We start from the raw sequence: 13,409 nt of genomic DNA on the forward strand, positions 1-13,409 counted from the left end.
CAAACAAAGAACATCAAAATAAGTGTTCACTTATTGAACGCGGAGGCGTAGGTTCCGGACTGTTTCAGTTCGCGCAACGAAGCGAGTACTCATGCTGTCCCCCACAACCCCACTCGCGGCCGAGCTACGGCTGCCCACCAACGGCCTCGACTACGCGATCCTCGGGATCTACTTCGTCGTCGTCCTCGGCATCGGCTTCGCGGCCCGTCGCTCGGTGAAGACCAGCCTCGACTTCTTCCTCTCCGGGCGTTCCCTGCCCGCCTGGGTGACGGGTCTCGCCTTCGTCTCCGCCAACCTGGGCGCCACCGAGATCCTCGGCATGGCCGCCAACGGAGCGCAGTACGGCGTCTACACCGTCCACTGGTACTGGATCGGCGCCATCCCGGCCATGGTCTTCCTGGGCCTGGTCATGATGCCCTTCTATTACATGTCGAAGGTGCGCTCGGTCCCCGAGTTCCTGCTGCACCGTTTCGGGCCGTCCTCCCACCTGCTCTCGTCGATCATCTTCGCCGTCTCGTCGGTGCTGATCGCGGGCGTCAACCTGTACGCGATGGCCCTGGTGCTCCAGGCGCTGCTGGGCTGGCCGCAGTGGCTGGCCATCGTCATCGCGGGTCTCTTCGTCCTCGCCTACATCACGATCGGCGGCCTCTCCTCCGCGATCTACAACGAGGTCCTTCAGTTCTTCGTCATCCTCGCCGCGCTGATCCCGCTGACCATCGTCGGCCTCAAGCGCGTCGGCGGCTGGGACGGCATCACCGACTCGCTGTCGCACTCGCAGGGCGATTCGTTCATGACGGCCTGGCAGGGCACCGGCATCGGGTCCTCGAACCCGCTCGGCGCGAACTGGCTGACCATCGTGCTCGGCCTCGGCTTCGTGATGAGCTTCGGCTACTGGACGACCAACTTCGCCGAGGTGCAGCGCGCCCTGTCGGCGAAGAACCTCTCCGCCGCCAAGCGCACGCCGCTGATCGCCGCGTTCCCGAAGATCCTCATCCCGATGGTCGTCGTGGTCCCGGGCCTGATCGCCCTGGTGATGGAGCCCTCGCTCGGCAAGGGCGGCAAGGACGGCCTCCAGTACAACGACGCCATCCCCGTCCTCATGCGCGACCTGCTCCCCAATGGTGTCCTCGGCATCGCGGTGACCGGTCTGCTCGCCGCGTTCATGGCCGGTATGGCGGCCAACGTCTCGTCGTTCAACACGGTGTTCACGAACGACATCTGGGGCGCGTACATCAAGAAGGGCCGCAGCGACGGGTACTACCTGAAGACCGGCCGGGTCGTGACCGCCGTCGGCGTGTTCATCGGCATGGGCACCGCGTTCATCGCGGGCAGCTTCAGCAACATCATGAACTACCTGCAGACGCTGTTCTCCTTCTTCAACGTCCCGCTGTTCGTGGTCTTCATCATCGGCATGTTCTGGAAGCGCACCACGGCCGCGGCCGGCTTCTGGGGCCTGCTGTCGGGCACGGTGGCCGCGATGGTGAACTACTTCTGGTTCTACAAGCAGGGCGTCATCTCGATCCCCTCGGACCAGGGCGCCAACTTCGTCTCCTCGATCGTCGCGTTCGTGGTCGGCGGCATCGTGATGTTCGTGGTCACGATGTTCACCAAGTCCAAGCCCGCCGAGGAACTGGCCGGTCTCGTCTACGGCACCAAGTCCCCGGGCATGGAAGAGCCGCCCGCCGAGGGTGACGACGCCTGGTACCGCAAGCCGGCCCTGCTGGGCTGGGGCGCGATCGTCCTCGCCGCCATCTGCTACATCCCGTTCTCCTTCTGAGGTCCGAGGTAACACGACATGAGCGACCACACGAACAGCCACGTGGACGAGGTGAAGGAGCTGGAGGCCAAGTCGGCGACGGCCGCCCGCCTCTTCGACGTGCGCCGCATCATCGGCGGACTCTTCGTGGTGTACGGGATCATCGTCACGATCGCGGGCATCACGGCATCCGACGCGGACCTCGAGAAGGCCCAGGACATCAACATCAACCTGTGGGCGGGCATCGGCATGCTGGCCCTCGGACTCTTCTTCCTGATCTGGCTGAAGCTGCGCCCCACGGCGCCGCCCACCCCGGACCAGGACGACGCGTGACCGGATAACCGGAACGGGCCGGGCGCGCCGCGACCATGCGGCGCGCCCGGCCCGTTCGCGTGTCACACCTCCGGACGACGCAGAAGGCCCGCCCCGTCGAAACGGGGCGGGCCTTCTGTTCATGGAGCGCCGGGCAGGCCTTGCACCTGCATTTCCCCGCAGGAAGCGGGGCGTCTTTCCTTGGACCACCAACGCACTGTTCCGCTCTGCCAGTTGCAGCGCCGAACGCAAGATCGACTATAGCCCACTACTCCTGCTCCTGTGAAGCGGAAGGCTGTTCGCCGCCGACCGGGCCGGCCCGGTCGAGCAGGCCGGTGCGGGCCGCGAGGGCGGCGGCCTCCAGCCGGGAGCCGACGCCCAGCTTCATCAGGACGCGCTGGACGTGGGTGCGGGCCGTGGACGGGGCGATGCCCATGCCGGCCGCGATCAGCCGGGTGTCCTCACCGTCCGCGACCCGGACCAGGACCTCCACCTCGCGCGGGGTCAGCATCTGGAGCAGCCGCTGGCCCTCGTCGTCCGGCTGGGCCGCCGGGTTGAGCAGTTCGCTGAACGCGCCCTGGAGCAGCGCGGGAGCCACGGCGGCCTCACCCGCCCGCGCCTTCATCAGGGCCCGCTCCACCCCCTCTATGCGCTCGTCGTGTCGGACGTACCCGGAGGCGCCCGCGGCGAACGCCGCCGCGATGCCGCGCGGGGACGGCACCGGGCCGAGGACCACGACCGCGACCTGGGGGCGCTCCTTCTTGATCCGGACGACCGGGTCGAAAGTGCCCGGCTCGGCCGGGGCCGACGTGCCGAGCAGGCAGACCTCCGGGGCGCGGGAGATGACCAGTTCGGCGGCGCCCGCGGCGGGCGCGGCAGCGGCGAGGACACGGTGCCCGCGCAGTTTCAGGGCCGAGGCGAGCGCCTCGGCCAGCAGTCGGTGGTCGTCGACCACCATGAGCCGCACTCCCATCGGGCCAACCCCCCAGTTCGACCCAGAAGCAGCACATGTCCCCTGGGCCCCCCACGGACAGGCGAGCCCCCCGACTCCCCGTCCTCCTTCATCCACCGGAAGCTACACGCTTGTTCGACGTCGCGCGCCCCCTACCGGTCAGAAGCGGCCCGCAATGCTGAAATCGCAGCTTTTCGGGGGTGATTGGGGGTGCGGGAGCGTAAAAGCAGTTCACCTGAAGCCCGGTTGTGATCAGGGCGTACGGCCGCCCGCGGTGAAGGCGACCGCCGTGTACTCCTTGTGGTCCTTCGAGGCGGGCTCACTGATCAGGGCCTTGCCGAGGAACAACCGGCCGCCGGAGTAGCGGACTTCGGAGCCGCTGAGCCCGACGACCATACCGCTCACCGCGTACGTGGCCGTGTCGCTGGTCGGGGTCTGCAGCAGCGTCGTCCGCTTCATCGTCCGGGGATCGATGGAGACGATCCGCACGCCCTTGTCGAACGAGCCGTCCTCGTAGGCGAGGACGTTCCCGCCGTCCATCCGCAGGGGGAAGACCCGGTAGGCGCCGCCGTCGACGCGATCGCCGGTGAGCCGCCCGGAGGTGAGGCTGTAGGAGACGATCTCGTTGGTCGTGCCGGTGGGGCCGCCGTCGTGTTGGCGGGTGGCCAGATAGACCCGCCCGTTGCCGACGACGATCTTCCGGCAGCCGTCGGTGCGGCCCACGTCGCAGCCGAGGTCGTACGCGTCGGCGTCGAGCGGGATGGTGGTGAGCGGCTTGCCGGTGGCGCTCATCGGGATGACGTCGGTGACGGTGCCCGCTCCGTCCTCACCGGTGCCGACGCCGACCACGACCGGGTCGGTGGAGAGCACCCGGGCGCTGCGGACGCCGTCGGCGAGCTGGTACGTCCACTTGGGGCGGCCGGTCTTCGGGTCGAGGAGCTGGACCTCGTACTTCTCCTGGCCGGAGCCGACGCACCTGCGGACGGTGGCCAGTTGCGCACCGCCCGCGTAGCCGACGTCCTCGCAGGTGCCGCTCTGCGGCTGCCACAGGATCCTGCCGGTCTTGACGTCGAGGGCGGCGCCGCCGCGCAGGCCGCCGCCGAGCGCCAGGGTGTCGCCGGAGAGGACCGGCTCCTCGAACGGGACGGCCGCGGTGCCCGTGCCGATGCTCTTCGTCCACACCTTCTTGCCGGTGTTCACGTCGAACAGCGTGATCTGCGAGCAGGTCCGGCGCCGGCCGTCCGCGGCCCGCGCGCCGTTCTCGCTGACGACGGCGGCCAGCGCGTCCTTGGTGACGTCCTCGGTGGCGCCGCAGGTCTGGCCGGGCAGCGGCAGCGTCCAGGTCTGCTTCCCGGTCGCGGGGTCGTGGCCGACGATCCGGCCCACGCCCGCCTTGGCGTACGTACGGTCGGTCAGCCAGGAGCCCACGACGCTGTCGAGGTGGTCGGCGGCGACCTTCGGCGCGGGCACGGTGAAGGCGAGCCGGGCGGCCGGGTCGGAGGGGACCTTCTCCTCGCCCGGGGCGCCGAAGCCGGACCCCGAGCCGGATCCGTCGCCCCCGCTCCGCTTGCCGTCGGCGGCGGTGCTGCCCGGGCTGTCGGCGCCGCCGTCGTCGGAGGTGGCGTACAGGACGCCCACGCCGATGATCAGGGCGATGGCCACGACGGCCGCGACGATGATCCAGACCACCGGAGCGCCGGGGCGCCCGGCCGGCGGGGTGGCGGGCGGCTGCGGATATCCGTACGGGTACTGCTGCGGGGCGGAGGGCGGGCCCGGGTGGCCGTAGCCCCGCGGGGGGACGTCCGGCGGGGGCGGGGGGCCGAAGGCACCGGCGGGCGGTGCGGCCCACGGCTGCTTCCGGAGCGGGTCCCCCTGGGGGGCGGAGGCGCTGCCGGACGGCCGCGGGTCGGGCGGCTGAGTCATCAGCCCTCCCCTTTCTTCGCTGACGGCCCCCCGGCGAGAGTCCGGACGTGCGCCTCCCCAGGGCGTCCGGACGCCTCTTTCTACCACCCGCGGAGCGGCCCGGGGTCAGGCGTCCTCGGCCAGCTCCAGCCAGCGCATCTCCAGCTCCTCGCGCTCGGCGACGAGTTCGCGCAGGTCCGCGTCGAGCTTGGCGACCTTGCCGAAGTCCGTCGCGTTGTCCGCGATCTGGGTGTGCAGCTTGGCCTCCTTCTCGGAGATCTTGTCCATCTGCCGCTCGATCTTCTGGAGTTCCTTCTTCGCGGCGCGGGTGTCGGCCGCCGAGGGGCCGGACCTGGCGGCGGGGGCGGCGGCGGCCGGGGCCGGGGCGGCGGCCTCGATCATCCGCTGCCTGCGCTCCAGGTACTCCTCGATGCCGCGCGGCAGCATCCGCAGCGCGCCGTCGCCGAGCAGCGCGAAGGTGTTGTCGGTGGTGCGCTCGATGAAGAACCGGTCGTGGGAGATGACGACCATGGAGCCCGGCCAGCCGTCGAGCAGGTCCTCCAGCTGGGTCAGGGTCTCGATGTCCAGGTCGTTCGTCGGCTCGTCGAGGAACAGGACGTTCGGCTCGTCCATGAGCAGGCGCAGCAGCTGGAGCCGGCGGCGCTCACCGCCGGACAGGTCGCCGACCGGCGTCCACTGCTTCTCCTTGCCGAACCCGAACTGCTCGCACAGCTGGCCCGCGGTCATCTCGCGGCCCTTGCCGAGGTCGACGCGGTCCCGGATCTGCTGCACGGCCTCGAGCACCCGCAGGGAGCCCGGGAGTTCGGTCACGTCCTGCGAGAGGTAGGCGAGCCGCACGGTCTTGCCGACGATCACCTTGCCCGCGACGGGCTGCACGTCGCCGCGGCTGGTGGCCGCGTCGGCCAGCGCGCGCAGCAGGGACGTCTTGCCCGCGCCGTTCACCCCGACCAGGCCGATGCGGTCGCCGGGGCCGAGCTGCCAGGTCAGGTGCTTCAGGAGCACCTTGGGCCCGGCCTGGACGGTCACGTCCTCCAGGTCGAAGACGGTCTTGCCGAGCCGGGCGTTGGCGAACTTCATCAGCTCGCTCTTGTCGCGGGGCTCCGGCACGTCCGCGATCAGTTCGTTGGCCGCCTCGATGCGGTAGCGGGGCTTGGAGGTGCGGGCGGGGGCGCCGCGGCGCAGCCAGGCCAGCTCCTTGCGCATCAGGTTCTGCCGCTTGGCCTCCTCGGTCGCGGCGATCCGCTCGCGCTCGGCGCGGGCGAACACGTAGTCCGAGTAGCCGCCCTCGTACTCGTAGACGTCGCCCTTCTGCACGTCCCACATGCGGGTGCAGACCTGGTCGAGGAACCAGCGGTCGTGGGTGACGCAGACGAGGGCGGAGCGGCGGGCCTGGAGGTGGCGGGCGAGCCAGGCGATGCCCTCGACGTCCAGGTGGTTCGTGGGCTCGTCGAGGACGAGCAGGTCCTGCTCGGCGATGAGCAGCTTGGCGAGCGCGATGCGGCGGCGCTCGCCGCCGGAGAGCGGGGCGATGACCGTGTCGAGGCCCTGCGGGAAGCCGGGCAGGTCCAGGCCGCCGAAGAGGCCGGTGAGGACGTCGCGGATCTTGGCGTTGCCCGCCCACTCGTGGTCGGCGAGGTCGCCGATCACCTCGTGGCGGACGGTGGCCGCGGGGTCGAGGGAGTCGTGCTGGGTGAGCACGCCGAGGGTCAGGCCGCCGCTGTGGGTGACGCGGCCGGTGTCGGCCTCCTCCAGCCTGGCCAGCATGCGGATCAGGGTGGTCTTGCCGTCGCCGTTGCGGCCCACGACGCCGATCCGGTCGCCTTCCGAGACGCCGAGGGAGACTCCGTCGAGCAGTGCTCGGGTGCCGTACACCTTGGAGACGTTCTCGACGTTGACCAGATTGACTGCCATTTCGCTCCTGCCGCGGGGGTTCGGCTGTCCAGCGTAGTCGGGGGCCGCGTCTGCCTTGTCCCGCCGTCCGTCACCCGCGGCTCTCGTCGTGGTTGCTCGCGCAGTTCCCCGCGCCCCTGAAGCGAGCTTCGCTCGCTCTTCAGGGGCGGCGGGAAGGGCGCACGACGGCCGGGCGGGGCAGATGGAGGCGGGTTCTGACCAGCGGGGCGACCTCGCGGGGTCGGACCACTCGCCCGGCGCCGCCGCCCAGGCCGGGCGGCGGAAGCGGGTGCCCGCGCGCGGTGAGCGCCGCGTTCAGGCCGAACAGGGCGACGGCCCCGAGCGGCACCGCGGCCCGGCGCAACCGACGACGGCGACGTCCTCCAGGTCTCTGCATGGGCACAGCGTCCCGCGCCGGGACACCGGCCCGGCACCGTGCGCGTACTCAGTTACCGCTGAGTACGGTCGCCCCGGGCGCCGGCGAGCCCGCCACCCGCACCGACCGGCACGTCCCCGACGCGGCCAGCCCGTCGGCGACGGACCGCGCCGCCGCCTCGTCGGCCGCGAGGAACGCCGTCGTCGGGCCCGAGCCGGAGACCAGCGCGGCCAGGGCCCCGGCTGCCGTACCGGCGTCGAGGGTCTCCTTCAGCGACGGGAAGAGGGAGAGCGCGGCGGGTTGCAGGTCGTTGGTGACGGTGGCGGCGAGCCGCTCCACGTCACCGGTGCGCAGCGCGTCGAGCAGCGCGGGCGAGGCGACGGGCTCGGGCGCCTCGGGGCTGAGCCGGTCGAACTCGCGGTACACGGCCGGCGTCGAAAGCCCCCCGTCGGCGGCGGCGAACACCCACCAGAACTCCCCGCCCACGTCGAGGGGGTGCAGCTTCTCGCCGCGGCCGGTGCCGAGCGCCACCCCGCCGACCAGGCTGAACGGCACGTCGCTGCCGAGTTCGGCGCAGATGTCGAGGAGTTCGGTGCGGGACGCCCCGGTGCCCCACAGCGCGTCGCACGCCACGAGCGCGCCGGCCGCGTCGGCCGAACCGCCCGCCATGCCGCCCGCGACGGGGATGTCCTTGGCGATGTGGATACGGACCTTCGGGTCGCCCAGGCCGTGCCGCCCGGCCAGCGCGATCGCGGCGCGGGCCGCCAGGTTCGTCCGGTCCAGGGGGACCTGATCGCTGCCCGGGCCCGTGCAGGTAAGACTCAGGGCGTCGGCAGGCTCGACGGTCACCTCGTCGTACAGGCCCACGGCGAGGAAGACGTTGGCCAGGTCGTGGAAGCCGTCGGGGCGGGCGCCGCCGACGGCGAGCTGGACGTTGACCTTGGCGGGGACGCGTACGGTCACACTCACTGCTGCTTGGCCTCCGCGATCCGGGCGAACTCCTCCACCGTCAGTGCCTCGCCGCGCGCCTGCGGGGAGACCCCGGCCGCGACCAGCGCCTCCTCGGCGGCCTGCGCCGATCCGGCCCAGCCGGCGAGCGCGGCGCGCAGCGTCTTGCGGCGCTGGGCGAACGCGGCGTCGACGACGGCGAAGACCTCCGCCTTCGAGGCCGTGGTGGCGACCGGCTCGGTGCGGCGCACGAGCGAGACGAGGCCGGAGTCGACGTTCGGCGCGGGCCAGAAGACGTTGCGGCCGATGCTGCCGGCGCGCTTGACGTCGGCGTACCAGTTGGCCTTCACGGAGGGGACTCCGTAGACCTTGTTGCCGGGGCGGGCCGCGAGGCGGTCGGCGACCTCCGCCTGGACCATGACCAGGGTGCGCTCGATGCTCGGGAACGTGTCGAGCATGTGCAGCAGGACCGGGACCGCGACGTTGTACGGGAGGTTCGCGACCAGGGCCGTCGGGGCCGGGCCGGGGAGTTCCGTGACCTGCATCGCGTCGATGTTGACCAGGTCGAAGGCGTCCTTCTTCGCCGGGAGGCGGGCGGCGATCGTCGCCGGGAGCGCCGCCGCGAGGACGTCGTCGATCTCCACCGCCGTGACGTGCTGGGCCACGTCGAGCAGGGCGAGGGTGAGCGAGCCGAGGCCCGGTCCGACCTCGACGACGGTGTCGTCCCCGGTGACCTCCGCGGTGCGGACGATGCGGCGGACCGTGTTCGCGTCGATCACGAAGTTCTGGCCGCGCTGTTTGGTGGGCCGGACGTTGAGTGCCGCCGCCAGTTCGCGGATGTCGGCCGCGCCGAGCAGGGGGCCTTGGGGGTCTGTGGTGCTCACCGTTCAAGGGTAGCCGTGGACCCCGGCCACCCTTCGGCTGCGGCCCGGTGGCCGCTTCTCGCGCAGTTCCCCGCGCCCCTGGGTCGTCGGTCGGCTGACGGCCGGTGGCCGCTTCTCGCGCAGTTCCCCGCGCCCCTGAAGCGAGCTCCGCTCGCTCAGGGGAAGGCGCGCGAAGCGCAGCCTTCAGGGGCGCGGGGAACTGCGCGGCCAGCCACGACGTGGGCCGCGGATGGACGACTAGCCGTGCAGGCGGGGCCCGCAATGGGGCCACGGGCTCGCCCCGCGACGGACGTACAGCTTCTTCGCGCGGTACGTCTGCTCGGCGGCCGGCGCGTCCTGCGGCCGGCCCGAGCCGCCCAGGCTCTGCCAGGTCTGCGTGTCGAACTGGTACAGCCCGCCATAGGTACCGGTCGCGTCGAGCGCGCCCGGCCGCCCACCGGACTCACAGGCGGCGAGCCCGGACCAGTTCAGCCCGTCGGCCCCGCCCACGGACGACGGCAACGGCTTGGTCCCGACCTTGACCACCCGCGCCCGCGGCTCCCGCACCACTTCGGACTTCGTGCGCCGCGGCTTCTGCTTGACGCCGTTGACGGTGCGCAGCTCGTACGTCACCCGCTTCACGCCGGCCTCCCCGGCCTGCTCGACGACCTCGGTGCCGAGGAACAGCGACGGGTCCCGGGTGCGCTCCACGGCGAACGGGATCGACTCCTCGCGGGTCTCCCTGCTGCCGGTCACCCGCATCACGGTGACGGTCTGCCCGTCGCGCGGGAAGCTGCTCGCCGGTACCGACGTGGTGTCCTGGCCGCGCAGCGTGATCCCGGCCTCGCCGACGGCCTCGCCCACGGTGGCCGCGTTGGTGCGGATGGTGCGGCGCTTGCCGTCGGCCATGACGGTGACGCTGCGCTCGGTGCGTACGGCGAGGTCGAGGCCGTGCCGGCCGATGCTCTGCGAGCGGGACGTGGAGACGTACGCGCCCTCGGCCCGCACCCCGAGCTGGCGGAGCGCCCCGTCGACGGTGTGGGCGGTCGTCCACACCTTGCGGCGCTGCCCGTCGAGGGTCAGCTGGACGGGACGGCCGTAGTGCACGCTGACCTGGTCGCCGCTGGCCAGGGCGGTGCCCTCGGCGGGGGCGACGAGGTCGTGCTCGCCGACCGGGACGCCCTCGTCGGCGAGGAGTTCGGTGACGTCGTCGGCGAAGGTGTGCAGGGTGCGTTCCTTGCCGTCGACGGTCAGCTCGATGGCCTTGTCGTTGGCGACGAACGCCGAGGTGCCGCCCGCCAGGAACGCGACGACGAGGGCCTGCGGCAGCAGCCTGCGCAGCCCGTCGGGCCGCGGCTCGGTCTTCTTGCGGCGGGCGGCCCGGCGCGCGGCGGCCCGCCCGCCGTCGCGTCCGCCGTCCCCCGCCGACTGGCGCGGCAGCCGCGGCTCGTCGGCGGGCGGGGCCTCGTGCGCGTAGGCGGGCCGGTACGTGTCGGCGTACCCGGGCTCGTAGGACTCGTAGGGCTCGTAGGGCTGGTACGAGTCCTGCGGCTCGTACGACGGCTGATACGTCGTCTCGTACGGCGAATTGCTCACGACGAGGCTCCAGGCGCTCCAAGGGTCCGGCCCCGGCGAGGGCGGATCGGGCGAGCAGAACCTAGCGGAGCTTTCGTCACTCTCCAAAGCAGCGCGACTACGCAGTGTCGCGATCATGCCCGAAGGTGAGCGGGTCCGATCGTTATGGGTCAGTAACCGAAGGCGCGCGCCGTGTTGGCGGAGACCGACGTCGCGAGGGCTTCTTCGCCGACGCCCTTGACCGCGGCCATCGCCCGCAGCGTGACCGGAATGAGATAAGGGGCGTTAGGCCGACCGCGGTACGGCGCCGGGGTCAGGAACGGCGCGTCGGTCTCCACGAGGACCAGTTCCGACGGCGCCACGGCGAGCGCGTCGCGCAGCGGCTGCGCGTTCTTGAACGTCATGTTGCCCGCGAACGACATGAAGTAGCCGTTCGCCGCGCAGACTTGCGCCATGTCGGCGTCGCCCGAGTAGCAGTGGAAGACGGTGCGCTCGGGGGCGCCCTCCTCCTTCAGGATGCGCAGCACATCCTCGTGGGCCTCGCGATCGTGGATGACGAGGGCCTTGCCGTGCCGCTTGGCGATCTCGATGTGGGCGCGGAAGGACTTCTCCTGGGCCGCCTTGCCCTCCGGGCCGGTGCGGAAATAGTCGAGGCCCGTCTCTCCGACGCCCTTGACCTGCGGCAACGCGGCGAGCCGGTCGATCTCGGCGAGCGCCTCGTCGAGCCCGGCGTCGCCGAGCGGGGTGCGGGCGCCCTGCCGGGACCAGCCGTCGGGGTCGCCGTGGACGATGCGGGGCGCCTCGTTGGGGTGCAGGGCGACGGTGGCGTGCACGGCGGCGTGGGCCGCCGCCGTGTCGGCCGCCCAGCGGGAGCCCGCCAGGTCGCAGCCGACCTGCACCACGGTCGTCACCCCCACCGACGCCGCCTTGGCGAGGGCCTCCTCCACGGTGCCCGCCTGCATGTCCAGGTGGGTGTGGGAGTCGGCGACCTCGACCGGGAGCGGTGCGGGCAGCGGTGGCGGGGTGACGTCCTTGGCACGATCGGGGCTCATGCCCCGATCCTACGAAGCCCCGGCTACGGCGCCTTCGGGCCGTCCTTGCGGTGGTGGCTGAAGGGGTGCAGGAGGTCGGACAGGTGCCAGTGGTGGTGTGCTCCGGGCTCGGGCTCGGTGGCCGGCCCGGGGACCTCCACGGGCCGGGCGGCCGGCGGGGTGTGCTTGCGCTCCATGATGTCGCGCACGGACGACACACGGCCGGACCGCATGATCCGTACGACGTGGCCGCCGCAGTTCAGACAGGTGGGGCTGGACAGCGGTGACGGCACTCGCTCGCCGTTCGCGACGTACATCACGAACTCCGCGCCCTCCCCGTCGATGTGGTGCTCTATCTCGTAGGACTGCTCCCAGCCGTGCCCGCAGCGCATGCAGGCGAACGCGTATGCCTCGTGGACGACGGATATCGCCGCGTCCCGGTTGGTCACCGGGGCCGCCGGTGTACTGGTGGCCGTCTTGGAGGCCGCGAACTCGCTCATGCCAGCTCCTCTTGTCCGCTGGACAAGCGCTGCCCGGAGGCAGCGTGGGGACGGGTGCGTCCCTTCAACCAGTGGACGCCTCCGCCGGGCCGAGCGCAAAAGACCTGTCGACTATTGGAGCCGATTTGGCATTTCCCTGCCGTATGGGGCCTGCGACCCGGTCTTCGCTTTGCTTTGAGGGGCTGTCCTTTACGCCCCTATGGGGTGCTTCGATCGGCATTCTTTGCCGCGACGACGGCATCGAAGACGACCCGCTTGGGTAGCCCGGCATCGGCCGCGACCGCCGCGATGGCCTCCTTGCGCCGCTCCCCCGCCTCCTCGCGCACGCGCACCCTGCGCACCAGCTCATCGGGGGTGAGGTCGGCGGCGGACTTCTCCGGGGCGCCCTCCACGACGACCGTGATCTCGCCGCGCACCCCGTCGGCGGCCCACTCCGCGAGGTCCTTCAGGGGGCCGCGCTTGATCTCCTCGTAGGTCTTGGTCAGCTCGCGGCAGACGGCGGCCCTGCGCTCGGCGCCGAACGCCTCGACCATCGCGGCGAGGGTGTCGTCCAGGCGGTGCGGGGCCTCGAAATACACCAGGGTGCGTCGCTCTTCGGCCACTTCTTTGAGGCGGGAAAGGCGCTCTCCGGCCTTGCGCGGCAGGAAGCCCTCGAAGCAGAACCGGTCGACGGGCAGCCCGGACAGGGCGAGGGCGGTGAGCACGGCGGACGGGCCGGGCACCGCGGTGACCCGGATGTCGCGCTCCACGGCCGCCGCCACCAGGCGGTAGCCCGGGTCGGACACCGACGGCATCCCGGCGTCCGTCACGAGGAGCACCCGCGCACCGCCCGCCAGCGCCTCGACCAGCTCGGGCGTGCGCGCGCTCTCGTTGCCCTCGAAGTACGACACGACGCGCCCGCCGACCTGCGCCCCGAGCGCCTGGGCGAGCCGCTTCATGCGGCGGGTGTCCTCGGCGGCGACGACATCGGCGACGGCCAGCTCCTGGGCGAGCCGCGGCGGGGCGTCCGAGACGGCGCCGATGGGCGTCCCGGCGAGCACGAGCGTCCCGGCCTGCGTCCCGGCGCCGGGGCCGGTCGGCGTTCCGGTGGTATCTGCGGTTCCTGTCACGGTTCCATCCTCGCAGGGACGGAGACCGGCCGACTCGGCCGCGCCCTCACACGGGACTCGCACAGCGCCGTTCCCTACGATGGCGCGGTGACCAGTACCTCGTCGTCGGCCAAGGCGAACGCGACCAGTCCCCCGCCGGACCAGGCCCCCTGGGCAGCCCCGTCAGCGCAGGCC

The 13,409-nt window shown here is 71.9% G+C and carries 12 protein-coding genes; 2 read left to right on the forward strand and 10 right to left on the reverse strand.

The annotated features are described in order from the left end of the window. The first annotated feature begins 91 nt into the window (after positions 1–91). Both ABZ930_RS21560 and ABZ930_RS21565 read left to right on the forward strand, forming a co-directional pair. Positions 92–1,777: a sodium:solute symporter family protein gene (locus ABZ930_RS21560; protein WP_361550043.1), complete on the forward strand. Its 1,686-nt coding sequence runs from the start codon at positions 92–94 to the stop codon at positions 1,775–1,777. An 18-nt stretch (positions 1,778–1,795) separates the two neighbouring features. Further along, on the forward strand, positions 1,796–2,089 hold the full coding sequence (locus ABZ930_RS21565) for a hypothetical protein (protein ID WP_361550045.1): 294 nt from the start codon (positions 1,796–1,798) through the stop codon (positions 2,087–2,089). 247 nt (positions 2,090–2,336) lie between these two features. Here ABZ930_RS21565 and ABZ930_RS21570 read toward each other — a convergent pair whose 3' ends face one another. The 10 genes from ABZ930_RS21570 to rsmI all read right to left on the reverse strand — a co-directional run bounded on the left by ABZ930_RS21570 (position 2,337) and on the right by rsmI (position 13,235). Further along, positions 2,337–3,041: a response regulator transcription factor gene (locus ABZ930_RS21570; RefSeq protein WP_361550047.1), complete on the reverse strand. Its 705-nt coding sequence runs from the start codon at positions 3,039–3,041 to the stop codon at positions 2,337–2,339. A 231-nt stretch (positions 3,042–3,272) separates the two neighbouring features. Next, a complete protein-coding gene (locus ABZ930_RS21575) occupies positions 3,273–4,943 on the reverse strand; it encodes a PQQ-binding-like beta-propeller repeat protein (protein ID WP_361550049.1) in 1,671 nt (556 codons plus the stop codon). A gap of 105 nt (positions 4,944–5,048) precedes the next feature. Continuing rightward, positions 5,049–6,854 (reverse strand): ABC-F family ATP-binding cassette domain-containing protein, encoded by a 1,806-nt coding sequence (locus ABZ930_RS21580; RefSeq protein ID WP_361550051.1) that lies wholly within the window; start codon positions 6,852–6,854, stop codon positions 5,049–5,051. A gap of 139 nt (positions 6,855–6,993) precedes the next feature. Continuing rightward, on the reverse strand, positions 6,994–7,230 hold the full coding sequence (locus ABZ930_RS21585; protein WP_361550053.1) for a hypothetical protein: 237 nt from the start codon (positions 7,228–7,230) through the stop codon (positions 6,994–6,996). A 48-nt stretch (positions 7,231–7,278) separates the two neighbouring features. Beyond that, entirely contained in the window at positions 7,279–8,178 is a 900-nt protein-coding gene (locus ABZ930_RS21590; protein ID WP_361550055.1) for a 4-(cytidine 5'-diphospho)-2-C-methyl-D-erythritol kinase, read from the reverse strand. Next, positions 8,175–9,041, reverse strand: coding sequence for a 16S rRNA (adenine(1518)-N(6)/adenine(1519)-N(6))-dimethyltransferase RsmA (gene rsmA, locus ABZ930_RS21595; RefSeq protein WP_361550057.1), 867 nt, complete (start codon positions 9,039–9,041; stop codon positions 8,175–8,177). Before rsmA ends, ABZ930_RS21590 begins: the two co-directional genes overlap by 4 nt. A 237-nt stretch (positions 9,042–9,278) precedes the next feature. Then, positions 9,279–10,616 carry a ubiquitin-like domain-containing protein gene (locus tag ABZ930_RS21600; protein WP_361550059.1) on the reverse strand — a complete coding sequence of 446 codons (1,338 nt, stop codon included), beginning with the start codon at positions 10,614–10,616 and terminating at the stop codon, positions 9,279–9,281. A 149-nt stretch (positions 10,617–10,765) separates the two neighbouring features. Beyond that, positions 10,766–11,647: a TatD family hydrolase gene (locus ABZ930_RS21605; RefSeq protein WP_361550061.1), complete on the reverse strand. Its 882-nt coding sequence runs from the start codon at positions 11,645–11,647 to the stop codon at positions 10,766–10,768. A gap of 23 nt (positions 11,648–11,670) precedes the next feature. Beyond that, a complete protein-coding gene (locus ABZ930_RS21610; protein WP_361550063.1) occupies positions 11,671–12,126 on the reverse strand; it encodes a hypothetical protein in 456 nt (151 codons plus the stop codon). A gap of 197 nt (positions 12,127–12,323) precedes the next feature. After that, a complete protein-coding gene (gene rsmI, locus ABZ930_RS21615; protein ID WP_361550065.1) occupies positions 12,324–13,235 on the reverse strand; it encodes a 16S rRNA (cytidine(1402)-2'-O)-methyltransferase in 912 nt (303 codons plus the stop codon). Between the last annotated feature and the right edge of the window lie 174 nt (positions 13,236–13,409).

The sequence above is a fragment of the Streptomyces sp. NPDC046716 genome (genome assembly GCF_040645755.1).
In the GTDB taxonomy this organism is placed as follows: domain Bacteria; phylum Actinomycetota; class Actinomycetes; order Streptomycetales; family Streptomycetaceae; genus Streptomyces.

Bases quoted from the DNA above. Each gene is read 5' to 3' on its own strand.
- ABZ930_RS21565 (WP_361550045.1), top strand. From the start codon at position 1,796: ATGAGCGACCACACGAACAGCCACGTGGACGAGGTGAAGGAGCTGGAG.
- ABZ930_RS21585 (WP_361550053.1), bottom strand. From the start codon at position 7,230: ATGCAGAGACCTGGAGGACGTCGCCGTCGTCGGTTGCGCCGGGCCGCG.
- ABZ930_RS21605 (WP_361550061.1), bottom strand. From the start codon at position 11,647: ATGAGCCCCGATCGTGCCAAGGACGTCACCCCGCCACCGCTGCCCGCA.
- ABZ930_RS21575 (WP_361550049.1), bottom strand. From the start codon at position 4,943: ATGACTCAGCCGCCCGACCCGCGGCCGTCCGGCAGCGCCTCCGCCCCC.
- ABZ930_RS21560 (WP_361550043.1), top strand. From the start codon at position 92: ATGCTGTCCCCCACAACCCCACTCGCGGCCGAGCTACGGCTGCCCACC.
- ABZ930_RS21580 (WP_361550051.1), bottom strand. From the start codon at position 6,854: ATGGCAGTCAATCTGGTCAACGTCGAGAACGTCTCCAAGGTGTACGGC.
- ABZ930_RS21570 (WP_361550047.1), bottom strand. From the start codon at position 3,041: ATGGGAGTGCGGCTCATGGTGGTCGACGACCACCGACTGCTGGCCGAG.
- ABZ930_RS21610 (WP_361550063.1), bottom strand. From the start codon at position 12,126: ATGAGCGAGTTCGCGGCCTCCAAGACGGCCACCAGTACACCGGCGGCC.